The sequence below is a fragment of the Vibrio sp. A8-1 genome (assembly GCF_013048685.1).
GTDB classification, from domain to species: Bacteria; Pseudomonadota; Gammaproteobacteria; order Enterobacterales; family Vibrionaceae; genus Vibrio; species Vibrio metschnikovii.
The window spans coordinates 38,658-63,720 of the sequence record NZ_VHTC01000007.1; the positions used below are offsets into that span (position 1 = coordinate 38,658).

A 25,063-nucleotide genomic window follows, 5' to 3' on the forward strand; every position below is an offset into this window, starting at 1 on the left:
CGTTTTTATTGATCTTGAAGATAGTGCTTAGCAAAAATCTCTGGCGGCATGTGCTGAATCTGGGTATCGATCATCTGTGAAAACACCGTCAGTAGTGGTGAATAATCCTGCTCTGGTTGCGCCAACTGCAATAGGTGGTAACCCGCTTCAACGGTCGATAAGCTATTTTCACTGGGCGCTTTACGGATCCGGTAATTACCTTCGAGATCCGTGGGCAAATGCAAACACGGTAACCCATGCAAATTGGTCGATAGCTGCCACATTTTATACGCTTTCTTCCAAGTACCATCGAGTAAAATGACCCGTAGTTTATGAGACCGACCAACCCATGGTTTGCTTGAAGCGCAGATTGATTGCTGGCTAGGATACAACACCATATGCTGTACCTCTTCCTCAGCCAATAGACAATTAAGCTCGGGGTGTGTCGTGAAATCCTCTCCGATCAATAAACGGCTATTAGGGAGCGATAAGGCTAAAATGCGCGCGGTGCCTAATGGGCGATTCTGCTCGGTAGGATGCTGGAGTATGATAAGCTCAATGGCTGAATCTAAACGCACGATAGCCGAACAAAAACAAACTTTATGAGCTTTACCACATTGAGAACAATATCGAGACATAGCGTGAATATCTACCTAGGGTTAATTTTGCTGAGCTTAGCCTGTTTCGGCTTGCAATTCCCGCCTTTTTCCGAGCTCAGCGCTTGGCAACTAACGTCGATTGAGCAGGGACAGTGGTGGCGGATCCTAACAGGAAATTTCACTCATACCAACTTTGCTCATTTAGGTATGAACCTTGCGGGTCTCTGGGTCATCGTCTTTTTATTTATGCCTAGCATCAAGTCACTATTCTTCGCCTTAATTATGCTGAGTTTATCGGTCGGGATAAGTATCTTTTTTACCGAGATGACGCTGTATGTCGGCTTGTCTGGCGTATTGCACGGTTTGTTTGCTTACTTTGCTCTACTAGAGTGGCTAAACGGCCGCCGCAGTAGCTTATGGCTAGTGCTTGGCGTCATCGCTAAAGTCGCTTGGGAGCAGTGGTTCGGAGCGTCCATGATGACCGCGGAATTGATTCAAGCCCGAGTCGCCACCGAAGCCCATTTAGCAGGCGCTCTAGGTGGCTTGGTTTTAGGCTTGGTTCAGTTTCTGCTGATAAAAAAACGCCGCAACACAAGTCACGGCGCTGATTAGCACAAATATGGCTTGCGATTACATCACCGGACGCTGACCACGGCTGAGCAATTTCAACAGTACCGCATCCGCAGCTTGACTGGCCGTTCCGGCGAGCTTATCGGCAAGCTTTTTCTTACGCACATAACGCACCGCAAGAACGGTCTTTTCTTTGCATGCGTTGACGATCAAATCATCTGACGTGGCAATCTCATCCACTAAGCCTAATGCTTTGGCTTGACTGCCAAACCAATGCTCACCGGTGGCCACTTTGTCTAGATCAAGCGCTGGACGGTGGTCACGGATAAAGTCTTTAAACAAACCATGGGTTTCTTCCAGCTCTTGCTTAAATTTCTCACGGGCTTTATCGGTGTTTTCGCCAAACATGGTCAGAGTTCGTTTGTATTCGCCAGCGGTAAGCTGTTCAAATTCAATATCATTGCGTTTAAGTAATTTATGAAAATTAGGAATTTGAGCGATAACTCCGATTGAACCGACAATTGCGAACGGCGCAGCAACAATTTTATCGGCGATACACGCCATCATATAACCGCCACTGGCAGCCACTTTATCGACGGCAATCGTCAAAGGAAGCTGAGCGGCTTTGAGGCGATCAAGCTGTGATGAGGCCAGTCCGTAACCATGAACCATGCCACCACCGGTTTCTAACCGAACCAGCACTTCATCGCCTGGTTGAGCCACGGCCAAAATTGCGGTCACTTCTTCACGTAATGAACTGACTTCTTTGGCGTCAATACTGCCATGAAAATCGAGCACGAATAGATGCGGTTCGCGTTTAGAGTCTAGCTCACCCTCTTTCTCTGCCTGTTTGAGTGCTTTTTGCTTGGCTTTTTTCTGCTCTTTTTCCGTTTTCTTCTCTGCTTTATCGCGTGCTTTCAAAAACGCTTCATCATGCAGATAAGATTCTAAACGCTCTACGGTTGCTTTATGTTGCTCGGTTAAGTCGGTGATTTCTAGCTCGCCTTTATTGGCGCCTGATTTACCACCACCCGATTTTATCATCACCAAGATCACGACTAACGCCACCAACACAGTGACAATCTTGGCTAGAAACAGCCCGTAATCTAATAAAAATTCCAAAGTGCTCATCCTCTTTAATACGAATTGGTGTATTGTAACCACCTTGTCACAAAGACTTAAAGTAAAACCTCATCTCGAACGGTTGAACTGCCAAAGTTGGATTAGATTCGAGATTATAACCAAAAGGAATCTGACGTGAATTACTCTGTTGCTGTTGATGCTTTACAAGATAAGGTTATTTTAGTCACCGGTGCCAGTGATGGTATCGGCAAACAAGCGGCTCTCACTTATGCAGCTCATGGCGCAACGGTCATTTTGCTAGGCCGCAGCGAAGAAAAACTGCAACAAACCTACGCTGAAATTGTTAGTGCTGGATACCCTGAAGCCCGAGTGATCGCCTTAGATATGCAAAAGGCCAGCAGATACGATTACCAAACCTTGATCCACGATATAGAGCAGCAATGTGGTCAACTGGATGGGTTATTGCATAGCGCTGGGTTATTAGGCGAAATCAGCCCCTTTGAAGCGATTACCGAACACACTTATGATCAGGTGATGCAAGTCAATGTCAAAGCTCAATTATTGCTTACTCAAGCCGCTTTACCTTTGATTAAGCGCTCGCCACAAGGTCGAATCGTATTTACCAGCTCGACGGTCGGTCACAGTGGCCGTTCAGGTTGGGCCAGCTATTCTATTTCAAAATTTGCTACTGAAGGGATGATGCAGATCCTCGCCGATGAGCTACGTGATACCCCATTACGAGTCAACGCGATTAATCCTGGTGGAACACGCACCGCCATGCGCGCCAAGGCGTATCCACAAGAAGATGCTAACCGCTTGAAAACACCGCAAGAGATCATGCCGCTTTATCTCTATTTAATGGCCAGAGAGAGCCAACACGTGCATGGCCAATGTATTGACGCACAACCGAAATAATCCACTTCAAACACATTCATTCGGAAAATAGAAACCCCGTCGCTAATTCGATATCAACGACGGGGTTTTTAGTCATTCGTTATACGCGGATCATAAGGTATCACGTAATCGGTCTTGTACCGCTTGCACCAGTAAATCAGGCTGGAATTTGGAGATGAATTTATCACAACCGACCTTTTGTACCATCGCCTCATTAAAGCTACCACTGAGTGAGGTATTCAGCGTAATGTACAAACTCGCCATGCGCGGGTCGTTACGCACTTCATAAGTCAGCTTATAACCATCCATTTCTGGCATTTCGGCATCGGTGATCATCATCAACAGCTCTTGATTGATATCTTTACCTTCATCACACCATGATTTTAGTAGCTTCAAGGCTTCTAAACCATCCCAACACTCGATAATATTTAAGCCAAGTTGAGATAAAGTATCTTTAATTTGCTTACGGGCGGTGGAAGAGTCGTCAACAATCAAAATGTTACGCCCAACCATTTCACCTAATATGTCATGATCTAACACATGTTCAGAAATCGAGACATCATAGTCGATGATTTCAGCGAGCACTTTTTCCACGTCAATCACTTCAACAATATGGTTTTGATTTTGCTCTTTAATGTGCGTAATCGCGGTCAGGTAGTTTGAACGCCCAACCGACTTTGGTGGTGGCTGAATCTCGGTCCATGCGGTATTAATGATATTGCGTACCTGACCAACCAAAAAACCCTGCACGGTACGGTTGTATTCGGTAATGATTAAGTTGTGCTCTTGATTGTCCAGCTTGGTTTCAGGAAAACCAATCGCTCGACGAAGATCAATGATCGGAACCGCAACACCTCGTAGAGAAGCAACCCCCATAATGTTCGGATGAGAACCGGGCATTTTAGTCGTTGGCGGTACCTTGATTACCTCACGTACCTTAAATACGTTGATCGCAAAAATCTGTCGACTATTTAAACTAAACAGCAACAGTTCTAGGCGGTTCTCTCCCACCAAATTGGTACGCTGATCGACCGTATTTAAGATACTCGACATAGAAAATCCCGCTAATAGAAAAGCACCATCGTTTACAGTATATACCTAAATTTCTGTGAGGCACTTGGGTAGATCATTAATTTAGGCGAACAATGTAAACTGTCGTGCAAAAAAAACGAAGAAAAATTATCCTTCAACCACTTTCATTAATAATAAACCATCGTAGAGCGCTTGCTTGATTAAAGCCGCTCCTGGCATTGTGGCTTGTTTATAAAAACGGGATTCAACCAACTGCAGATGTTGGTGATAGGCAGGAAGGCTTTGCTCTTCAATACAGCGCTGAATCGCAGGATACAACACCGTTTTTGCTTGATTCATCACCCCACCAATTAACACTTTGTCAGGGTTAAACAAATTGATCACTATCGCAATCGCAGCGCCTAAATAACGTCCGAGTTGCTCAATCACGTCTACGGCGAGCGGATCACCATTGGCAGCCGCCAAGCAAACGTCCTCAATCGAAATCGTCTCTTGTTCGGCTAATGACGACGGTTCTCCTTGAGCAATTCGTAACGACACCTGATCGCGAATCGCTTGCGAGCTCGCCACCGTTTCAAGGCACCCGATATTACCGCAATGACAACGTTTACCTTGAGGATCAATTTGAATGTGCCCAAGTTCACCAATATTGCCATAGCGACCTTGTAATACTCGCCCATCAACGATAATCCCGGCCCCTAATCCGTGGTGAATAGAAATCAATATCGAATTATCGACATCTTGAGAGTGACCGAATAATTTTTCTGCCAAGGCCCAAGCTCGAGTATCATTCGCAACAAATACCGGCAACCCAGTAGCTTTATAAATCTCAGGACCTAACGCCAAGTTTTTCACATTATAATGGGGCATTTGTAATACCATGCCCTGCTGTGAATTGACTAAACCCGGCAGAGTAATCGCAATGCTTGTCACCCGATCTAATTGGGCGGCGTAGGTTTGAAAAAACTCTTCTATTTCAAATAATAATCGCGCCAAAACATCATCTTGATCGATTTCATGAATATCAATTTTGGTGTCAATCAATACCTCCCCACCCAACTCATGCAACGCAATCGTCAGATAGCCTCGTCCCAAGCGCATGGAAAGAAATTGCCAGCCTTGATTATTGGTTTGCAGACCAACGGCAGGTCTGCCACGACTGATCGCTTCTTGAACCGTCGTTTCATGGATCAAGTGGGCATCAATTAATTCGCGAGTAATTTTAGTAATACTTGCCGGAGCTAATTCACTCTCTTTAGAAAGGTCAATGCGCGATATAGGGCCTTTTTGATCTATCAATTTATATACACGACCAGCATTGACCTGTTTAATATGATCAATATGGCCTGGTTGAGCCATATACATGGTGCACTCCAGATTTCAATAACCTGCCAATTTTTTTACTTTGCGAACTAATTGTGAAGCAACTTGATGTATAGCCGTGACAGCCATCACGCATATAAATTTGAGTTTGTGTTTTTAACCCCAAAACTACAGATTTCACCACCAAAAGACCCAAGATGGGTGTTGGATCGAGAAATCGTCATTTTTTTTCTAAACCCTCTATTTTTAGAGACTTAGGTCTATACTGAGATCCAATAGGTTGCGCTTATTGGCCGGACTTTCAAGGAGAAAAATATGACCGCAGCGTTAAGAAGAACAAAAATTGTCGCTACATTAGGTCCATCAACGGATCAAGGTAGTGTGTTAGAAACGATTATTCGCTGTGGGGTGAATGTAGTCAGAATGAATTTTTCCCATGGGTCGGCAGATGATCACCGTTTACGAGCGGAAAAAGTTCGCGAAATTGCCCAACGATTAGGTCGACACGTAGCGATATTAGGCGACCTGCAAGGTCCTAAAATTCGAGTATCGACCTTCAAAGAAGACAAGGTTTTTCTCAATGAAGGCGACAGTTTCATTTTAGATGCCGAGCTCGGACTCGGTGAAGGCACACAGCACGCTGTGGGGATTGATTACAAAGCTTTGCCAAATGACGTTGTGGCAGAAGATATTTTATTACTCGACGATGGCAGAGTTCAGTTGCAAGTCACCGCTGTACAAGGAAGTAAAATTCACACTACCGTTCTTATCGGCGGACCATTATCCAATAATAAAGGCATTAATAAAAAAGGCGGTGGCCTTTCTGCTGAAGCCTTAACAGAAAAAGATAAGCGAGATATTGTGCTGGCAGCTGACATTGGCGTCGATTATTTAGCGATCTCTTTTCCACGCAATGGGAAAGATATGGATTATGCTCGGCGTTTGGCTCGCGAAGCAGGACTGAATGCAAGATTAGTGGCCAAAGTTGAGCGTGCAGAGACGGTATCTTGTGATGAAAATATCGATGATATTATTCGCGCCTCTGATGTCATTATGGTTGCGCGAGGCGACCTTGGTGTCGAAATTGGTGATCCTGAGTTAATCGCGGTGCAAAAGAAACTGATTCGTCGTTCTAAAGAGCTCAATCGCATCGTGATAACCGCAACTCAAATGATGGAGTCGATGATCACCAATCCAATGCCAACCCGAGCAGAAGTGATGGACGTCGCCAATGCCGTACTTGATGGCACTGACGCAGTCATGCTTTCAGGAGAGACCGCCGCTGGTAAATACCCAGTAGAGACCGTCAAAGCCATGGCCGAAGTCTGTGTCGGCGCAGAAAAAATGATTGAAGCCAGCCAACAAAATTATCGTATCGATCGCGCTTTCCAAACCGAAGAAGAAACAATAGCGATGTCGACCATTTATGCCGCCAACCATCTTGAAGGAGTAACAGCGATGGTCACGTTAACGGAGTCAGGGCGAACTGCGCTAATGACCTCACGCCTTAACTCGATATTACCTATCTTCGCCATGTCTCGTAATGAGCATGCTCTGAACCGTTGCGCGCTCTATCGAGGGGTAACGCCATTCTATTTTGATAGCAACCATGGTCAGGGAGCGGAGGTGGCTCAAGCCGCCCTACAAGCCCTAAAAGACAAAAAGCTCCTCGAGTTTGGCGATCTGGTGATCATTACTCAAGGTGATATTATGGATGTAGAAGGAACCACCAACTGTATGCGGATCTTGCCGGTATTTTAATCTGAGCGGTAGGTACAGGGAACGTACCTACCCGAATGACATTGAGTTTTATATGGGAAAAAGAATACCAATAAATCACTCTCCTCCTATTGATCGCCATAAAAAGGATCAATGACAGGAGGATTAGGACGCTGAGTCACGAGTCGCTTAGCCTGTTCAAAGGTTTCAATAAATCGGTAGCCAGCTTGTAGACCTAACTCGTAGTCATAAAGCAACGCTTCCTGACTACTGAGTAAGGAACTTGATTTCAGTGGCTCACTTGGCACAATTTGTAAAATAAATGCATCATCTGGTGGTGTATGAAGAAAGTCACTGGTCAATGAATAGGTTTGATAATGGACCATCAACATATCTGCGAGCCCCGCATCAAATTTATTCCCTAACAGATGGCTTAACCGATAAATATTGTCGGCACCAAACAACCAACGTCCACCATTTAACACATCGAGATGTTTTTGCTCTTTCTTGAGCTGTTGCGCCTTGGCGATTTGTTGTTGAAGAAAACCACTCCAATCTTGCTTCCACTGCAACATTTTATTTTGCCAATGTTGCTGGATATGATTCACCGATTCACGTAACCATTTAACCTGAGAATCAGACTCTTGCTCTGCTAATGCATTTTGTTGGTCTTCTTCCTCTAACGTTTCAGTCCGAATGACCGTGATAAAACGTGCTTCTTGACGCCAAGCCTGTTGAACGGGGATGGATGCTGACACTCCACCATCAATATAGCAATGTTGACCTAATGAGACCTCTTGAGTATATAAGCCTGGAATCGCGCAGGTAGCGATAAGCACTTCTCGCCAATCGTCACCCAACATCGGAAAATAAGCATCGGTTAATGACTGAGCCTCCGTCACCGCAGCAAAAGCTTGGCGCTGGCCCAAGACATGTCGCCCCATGTCCAAATCTAAACGATAAGGATAATCGCTGATTTTATCGAGCGCCCAGTCTAAATTCATGTATTGTTTACGTCGAATATAACTGAATAAATGAAAAAATTGCGGATCGGTGGTTAGCTCGAGAATGAAAGCTTTACCTAAACCGTGCTGACGACATAGATAGGAACAAAGATTTAACGCGCCCGCTGACGTACCATAAAATTCATCAAACGGGTCAAAATTAGACAGCATAAAAGCATCTAATACACCTGCAGTAAAAATCCCCCGCTGCCCTCCACCTTGGGCGACTAAGCTATTTTTACCAGTCAGAAACTTCGAGAGCCGAACAATGTCGACTCTCAATTCTAGCCCTGAGACTGTTCCACTGTTCACCATAAGCAGAACCTCTAGCTTTTAATTGGCGATAGTAATTAAACCATATCCGATAAGAACAGCAAATATTGCCGCGGTAATCATTAATGCGTGTTTAAGATCGCGTTCCATACACCTCTCCTTGAGAATCACTGAATGACAACATAAGCATACACTAATCCTTTATACTGTCGTTTTTTTCCACACAAATATCAAGTGATTATCACATTTATCCTCGCAGAACGAGCAGCAAACAAGGCTTTTACTCTTAGTTATCGGAGCAGTGAGAGTCTTCACTCACTATCCTATCCTATCCTATCCTATAGTAGGATAGATAATTGTACTTAAGGAGTATCACAATGCGACATCATGGATTGCTATTCTACCCCCAGTTTATGCTACCCCTACTATTGAGCTTACTCGCCTTCCCAGTAAAAAGTGAACTGTATGTGACGCCTTACTTTGGCTATACCTTGGGTGGCAAAGTGGAAGATCAGCAGCAACGTCACTACGACATAAAACCATCGGAAAATATCGCATTAGCCATCGAAACCTCCTTTCAAACCGGACGCATCGGTTTTTTCTATAGCCATCAATCATCACAAGTTGAACAAATCGATAATCAAGCCACCATGCATTATCTGCACTTCCAAAGTAGTATTTATTACCCTCTAGAATCCAAAAGTTCTGCGTTTATTGGTGTAGGACTGGGTGGCTCATACGCTGATGTTGACTGGGTTAATAATAAATATGGCTTCTCGTCCAGCGTGTTTGCAGGAATAGACTACAAAATTGCCTCGAACCTCACCATTACATCGCATTTCCGATGGCTTGGCACTATGGTTGACAACGATACCAGTGCTATTTGTCAACTTGAGAAAAATAATGGCTGTGTGATTGGCTTTCGCTCCAACTGGATGAATCAATTTGCTTTTAATCTAGGGCTCAGCTTACGTTTTTAAGCTATTCATCGCTGGTTAGTATGGAAAACGCTTTATCGTCTCCCTGATTGCGAATCATAGCTATGAAGCCATTTATCTCCAACCAAATTTAACCTTACAAGATCAATCGTTACTAGAAGTACCGACCACTAACTGATGATTTTTTAGTCAAGCACTCTGTTGTTAAATACAGTTTTATCAATGGATAATGACGTTCAATAGAGCGAATTGATTCAGTTAACGACCAAAAGCACAAATATATCCCTAGATTTGTGCTTTAATAACTTGAATGCCGCTATCTATCACTAACAACAAACCGTTTACATTGTATTGCCATTTTTAAAAGTTCTCTGTAGTCTCTCAATTAATGCGCAGCTGATTATTTCAGATTACGCAAACACACATCGACAATAACAGCATAAAATTCCAATAAACAACCACATAGACCACAGGTAAATCTACGTTTTTACACTTTCATGGATGATGGAACAATATTTTAACAATTAGACCTATACTCATACGATGATCTTTTCGGCAGTCTACTCTGGCAAAAGTGAGCGGTAACGGGAAGGCTTGCTTCCACATCTCAATGAATGAGTAAACAAGGTCTAATGAGGCTTCATACCTCAGGGAATGATTAAGGAGAAATAAATGAAGCGAGAACAATGGGGATCCCGTACCGGATTCATTTTAGCCGCAGTAGGTTCTGCGATTGGCCTAGGTAACATTTGGCGTTTTCCCTACATGGCTTATGAGAATGGAGGGGGCGCTTTTTTCATCCCTTATCTATTTGCCATGCTAACAGCCGGCATTCCTTTTATGATCCTTGAATTCAGTATGGGTCAAAAACATCGCGGCTCTGCACCAACGACTCTTGCCAAAATTAACACAAAATTTGAATGGCTTGGTTGGTTTCAAGTGGGTATCGCGGCAACCATTGGGGTGTACTATGTAGCCGTGATTGGCTGGGCAATCTCCTACTTCGGCATGTCATTTACCCAAAGTTGGGGAACGGATACCAATGGCTTTTTCTTTAGCGAGTACTTAGGTCTGGGTGATAACTCGCCGACTAACCTTGGATCAATTCAGTGGAAAATTGCTTTTACGATGGCGATTGCTTGGGCAATAACTTATGCGGCTATCGTTGGCGGAGTTAAATCTGGTATTGAACGTGCTTCTAAAGTCATGATGCCGGTGTTGTTTATCATGGTACTGCTGCTGATTGCACGCATGATTTTCTTACCGGGTGCATTAGATGGCGTCAACTATATGTTTGAGCCTGATTTTAGTAAGATTTGGGATGTTAAAGTCTGGGCTGCCGCTTATGGGCAAATCTTCTTTACGCTCAGTATTGGCTTTGCGATTATGCTGGCCTATTCAAGCTACCTACCACAGAAATCTGACATCACCAATAATGCTTTTATGACCGTCTTGATCAACTGCGGTTTTTCAATTCTCGCTGGTATCATGATTTTCTCAGTTCTTGGTTACATGGCTCAAGAACAAGGCAAACCGCTGACTGAAGTTGTTTCTGCTGGCGTTGGTTTAGCTTTTGTCACTATCCCTGCGGCTATTAACCTACTTCCAATCCCTTACATTCTAGGCCCGCTATTTTTCTTAGCGTTAGTGGTCGCTGGACTAAGCTCACACATCTCGATCTTAGAAGCCGTCACCTCCGCGGTGATTGACAAACTGGGTTGGAGTCGTAAAAAAGCAGCTAATATCGTTATCGGCTCAGGCTTTATTATTTCTATGGCATTTGCGACCAATGGCGGTTTACTGTTGCTCGATTTAGTCGACCACTTTGCGAACAATGTCGGCATTATGGCGAGCTGCCTAGTTGAACTCATTCTCATGACTTGGTTGCTGAAAATTTCCGACGTGCGTAAATATGTTAACTCCATTTCTGATTTTACGATTGGAGTATGGTTTGATATTTGTTTGCGCTTTGTCTCCCCAGTCGTTTTGGCGATCATTGTAGTAACTAAATTACGTGCACTGCTCACTGAAGGGTATGGCGGCTATGATCTGACCCTAGGCTGGACCATTATTATCGCGTTACTGGCGCTAGGTGCCATCGTTAATCTAACTAATCGCAAGGAAGCAAACTAATGACTACAGGTGCAATTATCATGATGATTATCGGCCTCGGACTCACTTGGGGCGGTGCAGCCATCTGCATTAAAAAAGCCATGGCGAAACAAGAAGAGTAATCTCCTCTTAATTAAGGCCACGAGCAGCTAATCTGCCGTGGCCTTATTGATTTTAGAAGCGATAAGTAACCCCTAGCGCCGCGCCCAGTTGCAAATTGATGCCTGAATGGAGGTTTAACTCTGGATGAACTTGACCATAGACATCAATATTACTGTTAATTGGCCAGTTAACCCCTAATGGTACGCGCGGACCAAAATCACCATCCCATTCTCCCCAAGCACCAATCCCAACGTACCAATCCAAAGGAACGTCAGCTCGTTCAAAATTGCCACGGCGCATCAAATAATCAAAAGCGGCACCTTCATTACCAAGAATAAAACGATATTGCTCATCAACCTCAATGACTGCACTCAACTGCTTATCTACGGCCATACCCACTTTTAAACTCGGCTCTTGTTGTGCATAAACACTTACTGGTACGCTGAATAACATCGCCACTGCAGCTATTTTTTTCATAAGTCACTTATCCTATATCGTCTGGTATTTACTCAAATTTCTAAGATTGAGAAATAAACTCCCCAATGATGTCCAATTGCAGCAAAGTCGGCTCCGCCAGAAGAAAGAATAAACATGACATGAAGAATCCAACCAAGTGCAAAATAAAATCAAAGGAAATAACGGCAGTCTAACGAGGAGTGTACTGAGCAATGTCAGCAAAGAGGTAAAGATAGGTTAAGATAGAGTATAGGTAGAGGTTAAAACATCATTGATAATGAGCACTTTCAGCAAACCGATAAAAAGGAGACCGAAGTCTCCTTATTTATAGGGGAAGAAAGAATGAGAATTAACCGTGGTTGCGAATCCACTCATCCATTTCTGTTTTTAAGTTATCTGATTTAGTACCAAAAATAGCTTGTACACCACCAGACACCACAACAACGCCAGCAGCACCGAGTTGTTTTAGTTTCGCTTGATCAACCAACTCTGTCTCTGCAACCGATACGCGTAGGCGAGTAATACAAGCATCTAAGTTAGTGATATTTTCTTTACCACCAAATGCCGCTACTAATTCACCTGCTAACTCTGACCCTGTTGAAGTATTCGCATCAGCGGATTCATCTTCACGGCCCGGTGTTTTCAGATTCAAAGTACGAATAACAAACGTAAATACCACATAGTAAAGCACAGCATAAGCAATACCTAAGCCTACCAGTAGCAACATGTTTTCTGCACGAGGAGATTGAACAACAAAGTCAATAAAGCCGTTAGAGAACGTGTGGCCATGAACAATGCCTAGCGAGTTGGTTAAGACATACGCCAAGCCAGCAAGTACCGCGTGAACCGCGTAAAGTACAGGAGCAATGAATAGGAAAGAGAATTCAATTGGCTCAGTAATACCGGTTAGGAAAGAAGTTAATGCCGCAGAAGCCATGATACCCATGATTTTTGCACGGTTCTCAGGTTTAGCACAATGCGCAATCGCAAAAGCCGCTGCAGGAAGACCAAACATTTTAAATAGGTAACCACCGGCTAACTGACCAAAACCATTACCCGCTTCGCGAGTCACATCATTCGCAGTCAAGAAACAAGTCATAATACCTGTTGCTGGTTGACCGGAGTTAGTCACACAAGAACCTGCTTCGTAGAAGAAAGGTACGTTCCAGATATGGTGTAAACCAAATGGAATCAGTGCACGCTCAACAATACCGTAAATACCAAATGCAGTGACTGGGTTTTGATGCGCAGCCCAATCAGAGAAAGAAGCAATAACGCCACCAATCGGAGGCCAAATTACCGATAAGAGAATACCTAGAGCAATCGACAAGAAACCGGTAATAATAGGTACCGCACGTTTACCCGCAAAGAATCCGAGATATTCTGGTAGCTGAATTTTATAGAAACGATTGAACGACCACGCTGCAACACCACCCGCAAGAATACCGCCAAGTACGCCTGTTTCGATGCCATCAACACCCATTACCTCTGCCATAACGTTCAAGGTCGCAACCATGATGCCATAGCCGACAATAGCAGAAAGTCCTGATACACCATCGTTATTGGTAAAGCCTAGGGCGACACCAACGGCAAACAAGAGTGCCATTTGACCAAATACCGAGCCACCAGCTTGTTCCATTAAATGGGATACGACTTCTGGCAGCCAACTAAAGTTTGCCGCCCCAACACCAAGCAAAATACCTGCAACAGGTAAGACTGATACTGGAAGCATCAGTGCTTTACCTACTTTTTGCAGGTTAGCAAAAGCGTTCTTTAACATGTTTATGCTCCTGATTAAGTTATTAGAATTTTTCGGGTTCCAACGGCACACCCCCGTAGCCTAAATGTTAGCACCCAATGAAAATGTAACCACAAATGTATTATATTTTCCGCCTCTAAATATATCTTGATGCCCCTCAAACTTTCCAGTTCGTAAAGAAATTTAGTTTCAAAGTAATAGACAGATCACACAGCCATCACTTGTCGACAAGGCAACAGAAGCATTCTATCCTATTGTTTATATTAATAATAATTTTCCATCAATTAATTTTACTTGGTAAATTAAATTGATGAGGTTGTTATTTTTAGTAACAAAATTACCAATTGATTAGTTTAGACTAAATATTCAACATATTAAGTAAACAAGGCTAATTCTTGATGATAATTTGAAGTAAAGCACGTAAAACAGCCATTCCAGGCGTCTTACACCTATAAAATTTGATTTTCATCGCAAAAAAAGATCTTGGAAGTTTTTGCTGGTTTTTTCTGCAACTTCGCCCAAAGAAAGCCCTTTAAGTTGAGCAATATACGCCGCAACCTCAACCACATAAGCCGGCTGATTCTCTTTACCTCGATGAGGTACTGGCGCTAAATAAGGCGAATCGGTTTCAATCAACAACCTATCTAATGGTAGTGCCTTTACCACGGCTTTGAGCTCTGTTGCTTGGCGAAACGTAACGATCCCAGAGATCGAAATATAGAAGCCTAAATCCATTGCCGCCTGCGCAAAAGCCCAATCTTCAGTAAAACAGTGTATAACCCCGCCACAACGCTCTGCGTGATGTGCTTTGAGTATAGCTAAAGTATCTTCTCGCGCTTGACGAGTATGAATAATCAATGGCTTATTGAGTTCAACGGCAGTATCAATATGCTGAATAAAACGCTGTTGTTGTAATTCCGCCATTTCTGGCTGATAGTGATAATCGAGCCCAGTTTCACCAATCGCAACCACTTTAGGGTGACGGGCATAAGTGTGAAAACGCTCTAGATCAAAATCACTTTGCACGTCGAGAGGATGGACACCACAAGAAGCATGAATATTATCGAAGGGAGTAATCATCGCTAACATATTGGGAAATGAGTCTAACGTCACACCCACAGAAAGTAATTGTGTCACTTTAGCCCGTTCGGCTTTAGCAAGAACATCGCTGATATCTTGGTGTAAATCTTGATAGTTCAGTTTATCAAGATGACAATGTGAATCTACAAACATGTTTCCTCATTAAATTTAAATAACCAATCAGCAATTAAAAGTTCACTATTTAACCCACTAAATCCCTGTAATTGATTGATCAACTGCGCCAATAAATCCGTTTGTTGTTGTAATAAAGACAAAGAACGAGCTTGAGCAAGCCACTGACTTTGCGGAGTAAAGTAAGGCTGCCATACCCCAAAAGCGGTTTTTTGGGCGTCAGTCAAGAGATACCAAAGCCAACGTAGTCCACTGAGAGGCTGGCCACTGATCGTTTTCGCACAATTTAATAATGCCGAAATGTCGCCTTGTAATGCCTGAACAAATTGCTGCTCAATCGCCAAATAATTTTGGAGTTCACCTTGTAAAATAAACGCTCGAGTCAGTAATGGAGCATTACCATGAATATGAGCAGCAAAAGCAGGAATCGATTGTTGACACTGTTCGGTTAACCACGGCATAACGGCTTGTGGCTGCGGTTCTGGAATAATAATTTGTTGGCAACGACTGACGATTGTCGCCAGTAAACGGCTCACTTGATGAGTCAGTAAAATGAAAACACATTTTTCTGCGGGCTCTTCAAGCGTTTTCAGTAAAGCATTCGCTGCTGATTCATTCATTGCTTCGGCAGGCTCAATCACGATCAACCGAAAGCCTGAGAGCTGTGAAGACTCTTGTGCTAATCGATTCGCTATACGAATTTGCTCAACCGTAATCGACTTGCCCTCTTTTTCAGGACGAACAAGATGATAATCCGGATGCGTGGCCGATAGCATTAACTCACAGCCATGACAAAATCCACAGGGCTCACTACGCTGTGTAGTACACATTAATGCCTGCGAGAATTTCTCAATCAACTGCTCTGCGCCTACTCCGTGTGGGGCATTGATTAAGGTTGCTGAAGCAAAGCGCTGATGCTCAAGCTGTTGTTTCCAACGCTCCCATGCCTCGCTTAACCAAGGATATACTGCGTTCATCATTAACCTTTATGTTGATTTAACCAGTTTAATAACGCTTGCTGAATATCTTGTGTCACCGCTTGTAAGGTTTGCTGCGCGTTAATAATCGTGACTGATGGATTGTCCTTAGCCAGTTCTAGATAACGCTGTCGTGTACGTTCAAAAAAACTCAAGTCCATTCTCTCAATACGATCCAACTCCCCTCGCCCACGAGCTCGCTCTAATCCGACTCGCGGATCGATATCTAAGTATAAAGTAAAATCTGGGCTAAACGCCCCTAACGCTAACTGCTTAAGCTGCTGCATCGTCGCAGGGCTAATCTGCCGTCCGCCGCCTTGATAAGCTTGCGAAGACATGTCATGGCGATCGCCCACGACCCAGCATCCTGCCGCCAATGCAGGTTTAATGACGTTTTCCACAAGTTGTACCCGTGCGGCGTACATTAGCAGCACTTCCGTCACATCTTGTAAAACTTCACCAGGGTGATCTTCTTTGACTAAAGCACGCATTTTTTCAGCCAATACCGTGCCACCGGGCTCACGAGTCTGGGTAATTGACTCAATACCAAAAGCTTGTAACGTATCGATCACAACCTGAATAGCCGTGCTTTTTCCTGCGCCTTCTAGCCCTTCTACTACGATAAATTTTGCGTTCATTGTCGACTTCTGATCACTTGTAAATAGGCGCGAACCGCGCGATTATGTTCTGCTAATGTTTTTGAAAACACGTGATCACCATGACCACTGGCCACAAAATAAAGGTAATCACTCTGTTCCGGATTTAAAGCGGCCTTAATCGAAGCGGGGCCAGCCATCGCGATCGGCGTCGGAGGGAGTCCATTGATCACGTAAGTATTATATTCTGTCGCTTCACGCAAATCAGCACGGCGAATCCGCCCTTGATAACGATCACCCATTCCATAAATAACCGTAGGGTCCGTTTGTAAACGCATTCGCTTGTTTAATCGATTAATAAACACCGAAGAGACTCGCTCCCGCTCCGTATCGATCGCCGTTTCTTTTTCAATAATTGACGCCAAAATAAGGGCTTCGTAAGGAGTTTTCAATGGCAAATCAGGCTGACGATGCTCCCATTCATGCTCAAGCAGACGATTGAGCTTACGATGCGCTCGACGAAGGATATCAATATCCTTCTCCCCTTTAGTAAAATGGTAGGTTTCCGCCAAAAATAAGCCTTCTAATTTTGCATTATCGATGCCTAATAATTGGGCGATGTCTGCCTCTGAATGCTCAGTCAGCGTTTGTTGTAAGTTAGGATTTTGCGCTAAGCTAGCACGCCATTCAGAAAAACGGCTTCCTTCAATAAAGGTGATCGAAAACTGAAATTCTCGCCCAGAAACCAATAACGCTAAACTATCTTGTAGCGATAACCCGGGCTGTAATTGATACGTTCCCGCTCTAATCGGCGTTAATTCAGGGTAGAAACGACGTAATAACTTCGAGGCCAAAGGATCATCAACTAACCAAGCTTGATCGGTCATTAACGCCAACGCTCTGTTTAAACTCGTCCCACCATGAATAGTGATCAACTGCGGTTCAGTGATCAATAACGGCTGCGCGAGGTAATCATTGGTCTTTTTAACTGCATAAAAGTAGCTTGCAGTAGCAAAAACAATGATGACTAAAATTAAGGCCAGTAATTTTTTAATCACGAATTAAAACTCTCCTGAAAATCTCGTACATAACGGCCGATGGTATACAAATGATGCGCAATACCGATGACAGGCGCGACTTCAATGATGGCATTAGAAATAAAAACCTCATCAGCAGCAATTAAATGCTCCATTGGAAACTGACCAATTTCCACGGTCAACCCGAATGATGTTGCCGATTGTAAAATCATCCGCCGCGCGACACCAGCAACACCAGCATTATCAAGACTCGGCGTATATAAGGTGCCATTTTTCACCCAGAACAAATTTGCCATCGTTGTTTCAACGATATGATGATTAAGATCCAAACAAACGCCATCGTCATACCCTGCACGATCCATTTCACCACGCAGTAAAATTTGCTCTAAGCGGTTATTATGTTTATGTCCCGCCAGCAATGGGTTGAGTCCCATGCGCTGCTTACAGACGCCTAATCTGATCCCTTGACGTTGCCATTGATGATAATGAGCTGGAAAATCAAAGTGACTCAATGTAATTCTTGATGAATGTTGTTGGCTTGGACTATAACCTCGTCCTCCTTCGCCACGGCTAATATGCAGTTTCATTCCCGCCAGTGGCTTACCTATCGCCGCTTGATTCAACGCAAGTTCTATTTTCAACCAATCAGGAGATGGAATCGCCAAGCGCTGTAAGCAAGCCTCCATTCGCTCTTGATGATAATCCCAGAGCTGAATTTTACCTTGTTTAATCAATAGAGTACTAAAGCAGCCATCGCCATATTGGAAAGAACGATCACTGGCGGTAATTAGGGGCTCGTTGAATCCATTTTGCCCAATCATGCTTGACTCCCTGAAAAAATAAACGGCCTAATGCAAAGCACCAAGCCGTTTAAACTCAAACTCAATCAGATAGATTAATTATACGCGTTTAAAAATCAGTGAACCGTTGGTACCACCGAAGCCAAACGAGTTACATATCGCATAATCCATACCTGATACTTTACGCGCCGTATGGGGCACTAAGTCTATCTCTAACCCTTCTTCTGGGTTATCAAGGTTAATGGTTGGTGGAACAATTTGGTCAACCAACGACATGATGGTAATGATCGCTTCAACAGAACCTGCTGCACCGAGCAAGTGACCCGTCATTGATTTGGTTGAAGAGACTAATACTTGTTTAGCGCCTTCTTCACCTAATGCTCGTTTGATGCCTTTTACTTCCGCGACATCACCGGCCGGAGTTGACGTTCCGTGAGCATTAACATAACCAATTTGAGTTCCTGTGACTCCAGCATCACGCATCGCGGCTTCCATCGCTAGAGCGCCACCAGAACCGTCTTCACTTGGTGAAGTCATGTGATAAGCATCACCTGACATACCAAAACCGACCAACTCAGCATAAATTTTAGCACCACGAGCTTTAGCGTGTTCATACTCTTCAAGCACAATCACACCAGCACCATCGCCCAATACAAAACCATCACGATCTTTATCCCAAGGGCGTGAAGCTTTTTGTGGTTCATCATTGCGAGTGGATAACGCTTTCGCAGCACCAAAACCAGCCATACCTAAAGGTGTGGAGGCTTTTTCTGCACCACCCGCAACCATGGCATCGGCATCACCGTAAGCAATCATCCGTGCGGCATGACCAATATTGTGCAAGCCAGTGGTACAAGCGGTTGAAATTGCAAGATTTGGACCACGTAAACCACGCATAATAGAAAGGTTACCTGCAACCATGTTAACAATGGTTGAGGGAACGAAAAATGGGCTAACCTTACGTGGACCTTTTTCGATTAATGCCTGATGGCCAGATTCAATTAACTCAAGACCACCAATTCCCGAACCAATGGCGACACCAACACGTGGCGCATTAGCTTGCGTAATTTGCAGACCGGAATCGTCTAGAGCTTGAATACCCGCAGCAATGCCATATTGGATAAAAAGATCCATTTTTCTGGCTTCTTTTTTAGACATATACTCTTCGCAATTAAAGTCTTTGACTAGACCTGCGAAACGAGTTGAGAAATTTGTAGTATCAAAGTGCTCAATATTAACAATACCACTTTGACCAGCTAGCAGGGCTTTCCAAGAAGATTCTACAGTGTTGCCTACTGGTGACAACATACCCATGCCAGTGACAACGACACGACGCTTGGACACGATCATATTCTCCGGGATAGAAACATTCTATGAGAGGGATAGATGACTAAAAAACTCAGGCGGCCAGAGGGCCGCCTGGGGAGAACATTACTGAGCGTTGCTGGTCACGTAATCAATCGCAGCTTGAACAGTAGTGATTTTCTCTGCTTCTTCATCAGGAATCTCAGTATCAAATTCCTCTTCAAGAGCCATAACTAATTCAACAGTGTCTAGAGAATCTGCACCTAGATCTTCAACGAAAGAAGATTCATTTTTTACTTCTGCTTCGTCTACACCTAGCTGTTCAACGATGATTTTCTTTACGCGTTCTTCAATGTTGCTCATGTTTTCTTTTCCTTTACAGATTTCGCCTAATGCGATGATTCCGTAGTTTATTCGAACTAGTGAAAGTTGCAAGGGGGACCTTGCTGGTCAAACCACAAATTTACCGATTTTAACCGAAATTCACACCATTTTTGACATAAATCATGCACAAATGTTGCGCACCTAAAAACCAACTGTTAAGAAAAGTCAGCATTTATTGACAACTGTCGCTTAACTTCTCCAAACACTTGGCATTAAACCATGTACATTCCGCCGTTGACGTGCAGAGTCTCACCCGTAATGTAAGCTGCTTCATTGGACGCTAAAAAAGCCACTGCAGAAGCAATTTCATGAGGTTCACCCAGACGACCCGCTGGAACTTGCGCTAGTGTAGCAGCACGTTGCTCATCATTCAGCGCTTTTGTCATATCTGTGGCGATAAAACCTGGTGCAACTGTGTTCACAGTCACACCACGGGATGCAACTTCGCGTGCCATCGACTTGGTAAAGCCAATTACGCCCGCTTTTGCCGCTGCATAGTTAGTTTGTCCAGCATTACCCATGGTACCAACAACCGAACCGACATTAATGATTCGACCATGGCGTTTTTTCATCATGCCACGTAATACCGCTTTCGATAAGCGGAAAATCGACGTTAAGTTGGTATCTAAGATATCCATCCACTCTTCGTCTTTCATACGCATCAATAGGTTATCACGTGTGATACCGGCATTATTCACTAAAATGTCGATGCTGCCAAACTGTTCATTGATCGCTTTGAGTACCGATTCGATCGATGCAGGGTCAGTCACATTCAAAGCAAACCCTTTACCCTTCTCGCCTAGATAAGTACTGATTGCATCTGCGCCACTATCGCTGGTTGCTGTTCCAATCACGGTTGCACCGCGTGCGACAAGCACTTCTGCGATTGAACGACCAATCCCACGACTTGCTCCCGTGACTAGAGCGACTTTACCTTCAAGGCTCATGAATTCATTCATGTTTGATTCCTACTTTATTGCACAGCTTCGAATGAAGCGCTATCGTTTACGGCTACCGCATCCAGTGTTTTCACTATGCGTTTGGTTAATCCAGTTAACACTTTACCTGGACCAACTTCAATAAGTTTTTCAATCCCTTGGTCACTCATGCTTTGTACCGCTTCTGTCCAACGTACCGGATTATAAAGCTGACGCACAAGGGCATCTTTAATTTTTGCAGGATCCGTTTCAGCCAGCACATCAACGTTATTAATGACCGGAATTGAAGGGCTATTAAACTGAAGTCCAGCGAGCGCAATGGCTAATTTTTCTGCGGCGGGTTTCATTAATGCACAATGCGATGGCACTGACACTGGCAAGGGTAATGCTCGCTTGGCACCCGCTTCTTTGCACAGTACACCAGCACGCTCAACGGCCTCTTTCTGCCCAGCAATCACGACCTGACCTGGGGAGTTAAAGTTTACCGGAGAAACAATTTGACCTTGAGCGGCTTGTTGGCACGCGTTGGCAATCGCCTCATCATCAAGACCAATGATCGCATACATTGCTCCCGTGCCAGCAGGTACAGCCTCTTGCATTAATCGACCACGTAATTCAACTAAGCTGATCGCCTGCTGAAAATCAATCACCCCCGAGCATACTAACGCAGAGTATTCACCTAAACTGTGTCCTGCTAAGACTTCAGGTTGAGGCAAGTTCAATGACTGCCACACACGCCAAATAGCAACCGATGCAGCAAGGATAGCGGGTTGCGTACGATGAGTTTGGTTAAGATCTTCTGCTGGGCCTTGTTGAACTAATGCCCATAAGTCATAACCTAATACTTCAGAAGCTTGGCTAAACGTCTGTTTTACAACACCATACTGTTCACCAAGCTCCGCAAGCATACCGATTGCTTGTGAACCTTGGCCTGGGAATACAATAGCAAACTTGCTCATGTTCTTTCCTTAACCTAATAAAATGGATAAAGAGTCAAGCGACTCTTCAACGTCAAATAAGTGATTGGGGAGCAATCAGAATTTAACCAAGGCAGAGCCCCAAGTAAAACCACCACCAAACGCTTCTAACAGCAATAACTGGCCACGTTGAATGCGTCCATCGCGCACCGCTTCATCTAATGCGGTTGGTACCGTTGCAGCTGAAGTATTACCATGGCGATCTAACGTCATCACAACTTGATCTAATGACATAGAAAGTTTCTTTGCAGTAGCAGAAATAATTCGATAATTGGCTTGATGCGGCACCAGCCAATCTAATTGCGACTTATGCAAATTATTCGCCGCTAAAGTATCTTTGACTAATTTTGATAATTGAGTCACGGCGACTTTAAACACTTCGTTACCGGCCATATGCAGCCACTTATCAACATTACCGCCACGCTCAGGCACTTCAAGACTGAGTAACTCACCAAACTCACCATCGGCATAGATATGAGTCGATAAGATACCGGGCTCTTGACTAGCACCAACCACCACCGCTCCTGCCGCATCACCAAATAAAATAATGGTTGAGCGGTCGGTTGGATCGCACGTTTTCGATAATGCATCCGCACCAATCACCAGTACTTTTTTACACATGCCTGATTTAATGTGTTGATCAGCAACCGACAATGCATACACAAAACCAGAGCATGCTGCAGCCAAATCAAAAGCTGGACAACCTTTGATCCCGAGCTTAGCTTGAACCTGACAAGCAGAAGAGGGAAAAGTATGACTGCCGCTCGTCGTGGCAACAATAATCAGATCAATCTCATTCTTATCAATTTGCGCCATTTCGATGGCTTTTTCAGCAGCATAAAATGCCATATCGGCGACGGTTTCGTTATCAGCGGCAATTCGACGCTCACGAATCCCCGTCCGGGTCACAATCCACTCATCATTGGTATCTACCATTTTCTCTAAATCTGCGTTAGTACGCACTTGAGATGGCAAGTAGCTGCCAGTACCTAAAATTTTGCTATACATGAAGACTAATAATGCCTCTCGAGTAAAACCGCTTCCAAACGATCGCTTATGCGGCTGGGGACTTGTCGTTTCACTTCATGAACCGCTTCACCTATCGCATTGACGACTGCGGATACATCGGCACTTCCATGACTTTTAATGACTATGCCGCGTAATCCTAGCAAACTTGCGCCGTTATACTGGTCGGGGTTCAAGGTTTTTAATTCATAAAACAGTTCAGAAAACACTTTTCGTGCAATCCAACCCTTTATGGATGAGGCTAAAAAGAGATTTTTTAACTTATCAATAAAGAGTTGTGCAGTCCCTTCACAGGTTTTTAAACAAACATTACCGACAAATCCATCACACACCACAACGTCGGCGGCATCCATCAATAACTGATTCCCTTCAATATAGCCAATAAAATTCACCGCTTGAGTTTGCTTTAGCAGCTGTGCACAACGCTTAACCAGATCATTACCTTTTATCTCTTCCGCGCCAATATTTAAAATCGCCACGCGGGGGGAACGTTGTAAATGTTGCTCAGCCAATGCCGATCCCATCACTGCAAATTGAAACAGGGAATCAGCATCACTAGAGACATTCGCACCAAGATCCAATAACCACGTTTTACCACCCGATATCGTGGGTAAAGCGGTTACTAATGCCGGACGCTCAATCCCAGGGAGAAGCTTTAAACGAAAACGTGAGAGTGCCATCAGCGCGCCGGTGTTACCAGCACTGACACAAGCATCCGCCTGTTGTTGAGCGACCAGATCGATAGCCAAACCCATTGAACTGTCATGGCTATGGCGTAATGCTAGTGAGGGTTTTTCTGAGTTAGCGATCACTCGATCACTGTGCACAATACTCAAACGAGGATCGGGTTGGTAACCTAGTAAAGATAATTGCTGAGTGATCGCGCTATGATCACCCACTAATATCACTTTTAGCTCTGGGAAATGCGACAGTGCCTGCACGGCGGCAGGCACTGTAACGCGAGGACCGAAATCCCCGCCCATTGCATCAAGTGCAACGGTTAGATTTTGCAAAGGTCACAACCTTACTTGTTGATAACCTTTTTGCCACGGTAGTAGCCTTCAGCGGTTACATTGTGACGTAGGTGAGTTTCACCTGAAGTTGCATCTACAGATAGTGCAGCTGAAGTTAGCGCATCATGTGAACGACGCATACCACGCATTGAACGTGATTTCTTGCTCTTTTGTACGGCCATTGACCCTACTCCTGTGTTATGGATTGAAGATTTACTTCTTCAAACTTTTTAAAACATCGAATGGATTCGGCTTATCATCCAACACTTCGTCGGGGATCTCACCAAACACCAAATTGTCTGAGTTAACGCTACAATCCGCTTCATCGTGCATCGCTACTTGGGGTAAACCAAGAATGAACTCGTCTTCAACTAACTGAATCAAATCAATCTCACCGTACTCGTTAGGATCTACCAAATCGTACTCATCCGGTGCATCTTGCTCACTTTGCTCACTGTAGTAAGGAGTATAAGTAAACTCAATGGTGCATTCATGTGCAAATGCTTGATTACAGCGCTGACACTCTAAATCAACTTCGATGTTAGCTTTACCAGAGATAACAACCAGTTGCTGTTCATCCATCCCAAATGACAATGAGACTTGTGCGTCGCGTTTTACGCCATCAACTGACTCTTCTAAGCGCTTTAAAAGACTGGCTTGAATGATACCATCATAATCCAATCGTTTTTGAGCGGCTTTTGCCGGGTCAATCGTTCGCGGTATTTTTACCTTTTGCATAGGGCGCGAATATTATCTTCCAAAATTGTTTTAGTCAAAGAAAAAGGCAAAAAAGTTGCTATGCCTTATTTCGCTCTTGGCTTAAGAAGCACGTTACTATCGTATGATAAATACAGGATTAATCCGTCGTAAGGTGTACCATATCGCTCACTTTACTTGAGACGATCTGCCAGTTTCCGGTATGCTACTCATACACTGAAGACAATTGTAAATCAAA

The 25,063-nt window shown here is 44.1% G+C and carries 27 protein-coding genes; 6 read left to right on the plus strand and 21 right to left on the minus strand.

Annotated elements, in window-relative coordinates; genetic code table 11:
- Positions 1–5 precede the first annotated feature (5 nt).
- Complete coding sequence (locus FKN93_RS05455; protein WP_170904651.1) at positions 6–617, minus strand: DTW domain-containing protein; 612 nt, start codon at positions 615–617, stop codon at positions 6–8.
- Here FKN93_RS05455 and rrtA point away from each other — a divergent pair.
- Positions 582–1,190, plus strand: a complete 609-nt coding sequence (gene rrtA, locus FKN93_RS05460) for a rhombosortase (RefSeq protein ID WP_170904652.1) — start codon at positions 582–584, stop codon at positions 1,188–1,190. The genes FKN93_RS05455 and rrtA overlap by 36 nt on opposite strands.
- A gap of 18 nt (positions 1,191–1,208) precedes the next feature.
- On the opposite strand, the gene sohB is transcribed toward rrtA, so the two are convergent.
- Positions 1,209–2,270 carry a protease SohB gene (gene sohB, locus FKN93_RS05465; protein ID WP_161439188.1) on the minus strand — a complete coding sequence of 354 codons (1,062 nt, stop codon included), beginning with the start codon at positions 2,268–2,270 and terminating at the stop codon, positions 1,209–1,211.
- A gap of 135 nt (positions 2,271–2,405) precedes the next feature.
- Here sohB and FKN93_RS05470 point away from each other — a divergent pair, with 135 nt between their 5' ends.
- A complete protein-coding gene (locus tag FKN93_RS05470; RefSeq protein ID WP_170904653.1) occupies positions 2,406–3,146 on the plus strand; it encodes a YciK family oxidoreductase in 741 nt (246 codons plus the stop codon).
- A 90-nt stretch (positions 3,147–3,236) separates the two neighbouring features.
- On the opposite strand, the gene FKN93_RS05475 is transcribed toward FKN93_RS05470, so the two are convergent.
- Positions 3,237–4,178 carry a chemotaxis protein CheV gene (locus tag FKN93_RS05475; protein WP_040904416.1) on the minus strand — a complete coding sequence of 314 codons (942 nt, stop codon included), beginning with the start codon at positions 4,176–4,178 and terminating at the stop codon, positions 3,237–3,239.
- 126 nt (positions 4,179–4,304) lie between these two features.
- Positions 4,305–5,522, minus strand: a complete 1,218-nt coding sequence (locus FKN93_RS05480) for an ROK family protein (protein WP_004395578.1) — start codon at positions 5,520–5,522, stop codon at positions 4,305–4,307.
- 273 nt (positions 5,523–5,795) lie between these two features.
- On the opposite strand from FKN93_RS05480, the gene pyk reads away from it, so the two are divergent.
- Entirely contained in the window at positions 5,796–7,241 is a 1,446-nt protein-coding gene (pyk, locus tag FKN93_RS05485; protein WP_158138179.1) for a pyruvate kinase, read from the plus strand.
- A gap of 86 nt (positions 7,242–7,327) precedes the next feature.
- Here the strand turns inward: pyk and FKN93_RS05490 are convergent, their stop codons facing one another.
- A complete protein-coding gene (locus tag FKN93_RS05490) occupies positions 7,328–8,518 on the minus strand; it encodes a patatin-like phospholipase family protein (protein ID WP_170904654.1) in 1,191 nt (396 codons plus the stop codon).
- An 18-nt stretch (positions 8,519–8,536) separates the two neighbouring features.
- Positions 8,537–8,626 (minus strand): YnhF family membrane protein, encoded by a 90-nt coding sequence (locus FKN93_RS05495; protein ID WP_110167917.1) that lies wholly within the window; start codon positions 8,624–8,626, stop codon positions 8,537–8,539.
- Positions 8,627–8,853: 227 nt separating this feature from the next.
- Here FKN93_RS05495 and FKN93_RS05500 point away from each other — a divergent pair, with 227 nt between their 5' ends.
- The 3 genes from FKN93_RS05500 to FKN93_RS05510 all read left to right on the plus strand — a co-directional run bounded on the left by FKN93_RS05500 (position 8,854) and on the right by FKN93_RS05510 (position 11,648).
- The gene (locus FKN93_RS05500) at positions 8,854–9,456 is read left to right on the plus strand and encodes a porin family protein (protein WP_249374153.1); all 603 of its coding nucleotides are present in this window, start codon (positions 8,854–8,856) and stop codon (positions 9,454–9,456) included.
- A 630-nt stretch (positions 9,457–10,086) separates the two neighbouring features.
- Positions 10,087–11,547 carry a sodium-dependent transporter gene (locus tag FKN93_RS05505; protein ID WP_170904655.1) on the plus strand — a complete coding sequence of 487 codons (1,461 nt, stop codon included), beginning with the start codon at positions 10,087–10,089 and terminating at the stop codon, positions 11,545–11,547.
- Positions 11,547–11,648 (plus strand): MetS family NSS transporter small subunit, encoded by a 102-nt coding sequence (locus tag FKN93_RS05510; RefSeq protein ID WP_110167920.1) that lies wholly within the window; start codon positions 11,547–11,549, stop codon positions 11,646–11,648. The genes FKN93_RS05505 and FKN93_RS05510 overlap by 1 nt, the downstream gene beginning before the upstream one ends.
- Positions 11,649–11,700: 52 nt before the next feature.
- Here the strand turns inward: FKN93_RS05510 and FKN93_RS05515 are convergent, their stop codons facing one another.
- From FKN93_RS05515 to yceD, 15 genes are all read right to left on the minus strand, one after another.
- Complete coding sequence (locus tag FKN93_RS05515; protein WP_154168599.1) at positions 11,701–12,105, minus strand: hypothetical protein; 405 nt, start codon at positions 12,103–12,105, stop codon at positions 11,701–11,703.
- 328 nt (positions 12,106–12,433) lie between these two features.
- Complete coding sequence (ptsG, locus tag FKN93_RS05520) at positions 12,434–13,864, minus strand: PTS glucose transporter subunit IIBC (protein WP_004395584.1); 1,431 nt, start codon at positions 13,862–13,864, stop codon at positions 12,434–12,436.
- 444 nt (positions 13,865–14,308) lie between these two features.
- Positions 14,309–15,076 (minus strand): YchF/TatD family DNA exonuclease, encoded by a 768-nt coding sequence (locus FKN93_RS05525; RefSeq protein ID WP_154168601.1) that lies wholly within the window; start codon positions 15,074–15,076, stop codon positions 14,309–14,311.
- Positions 15,067–16,032, minus strand: a complete 966-nt coding sequence (gene holB, locus FKN93_RS05530) for a DNA polymerase III subunit delta' (RefSeq protein ID WP_170904656.1) — start codon at positions 16,030–16,032, stop codon at positions 15,067–15,069. Before holB ends, FKN93_RS05525 begins: the two co-directional genes overlap by 10 nt.
- A 2-nt stretch (positions 16,033–16,034) precedes the next feature.
- The gene (gene tmk, locus FKN93_RS05535) at positions 16,035–16,670 is read right to left on the minus strand and encodes a dTMP kinase (RefSeq protein WP_004395587.1); all 636 of its coding nucleotides are present in this window, start codon (positions 16,668–16,670) and stop codon (positions 16,035–16,037) included.
- Positions 16,667–17,686: an endolytic transglycosylase MltG gene (gene mltG, locus FKN93_RS05540; protein ID WP_161425403.1), complete on the minus strand. Its 1,020-nt coding sequence runs from the start codon at positions 17,684–17,686 to the stop codon at positions 16,667–16,669. The genes tmk and mltG overlap by 4 nt, the downstream gene beginning before the upstream one ends.
- Positions 17,683–18,486, minus strand: coding sequence for an aminodeoxychorismate lyase (pabC, locus tag FKN93_RS05545; RefSeq protein ID WP_170904657.1), 804 nt, complete (start codon positions 18,484–18,486; stop codon positions 17,683–17,685). The genes mltG and pabC overlap by 4 nt, the downstream gene beginning before the upstream one ends.
- 78 nt (positions 18,487–18,564) lie before the next feature.
- Positions 18,565–19,809: a beta-ketoacyl-ACP synthase II gene (gene fabF, locus FKN93_RS05550; protein WP_161438383.1), complete on the minus strand. Its 1,245-nt coding sequence runs from the start codon at positions 19,807–19,809 to the stop codon at positions 18,565–18,567.
- Between the two features lie 87 nt (positions 19,810–19,896).
- A complete protein-coding gene (gene acpP, locus FKN93_RS05555) occupies positions 19,897–20,133 on the minus strand; it encodes an acyl carrier protein (RefSeq protein ID WP_000065130.1) in 237 nt (78 codons plus the stop codon).
- Between the two features lie 233 nt (positions 20,134–20,366).
- Positions 20,367–21,101, minus strand: coding sequence for a 3-oxoacyl-ACP reductase FabG (fabG, locus tag FKN93_RS05560; protein WP_040904873.1), 735 nt, complete (start codon positions 21,099–21,101; stop codon positions 20,367–20,369).
- Between the two features lie 26 nt (positions 21,102–21,127).
- Positions 21,128–22,051, minus strand: coding sequence for an ACP S-malonyltransferase (gene fabD / locus FKN93_RS05565; RefSeq protein WP_170904658.1), 924 nt, complete (start codon positions 22,049–22,051; stop codon positions 21,128–21,130).
- Between the two features lie 75 nt (positions 22,052–22,126).
- On the minus strand, positions 22,127–23,077 hold the full coding sequence (locus tag FKN93_RS05570; protein WP_004395600.1) for a beta-ketoacyl-ACP synthase III: 951 nt from the start codon (positions 23,075–23,077) through the stop codon (positions 22,127–22,129).
- Positions 23,078–23,082: 5 nt separating this feature from the next.
- A complete protein-coding gene (plsX, locus tag FKN93_RS05575) occupies positions 23,083–24,108 on the minus strand; it encodes a phosphate acyltransferase PlsX (protein WP_004395601.1) in 1,026 nt (341 codons plus the stop codon).
- Positions 24,109–24,119: 11 nt separating this feature from the next.
- Positions 24,120–24,290 carry a 50S ribosomal protein L32 gene (gene rpmF, locus FKN93_RS05580; RefSeq protein WP_004395602.1) on the minus strand — a complete coding sequence of 57 codons (171 nt, stop codon included), beginning with the start codon at positions 24,288–24,290 and terminating at the stop codon, positions 24,120–24,122.
- A 31-nt stretch (positions 24,291–24,321) separates the two neighbouring features.
- A complete protein-coding gene (yceD, locus tag FKN93_RS05585) occupies positions 24,322–24,846 on the minus strand; it encodes a 23S rRNA accumulation protein YceD (protein ID WP_040904477.1) in 525 nt (174 codons plus the stop codon).
- Positions 24,847–25,063 lie beyond the last annotated feature (217 nt).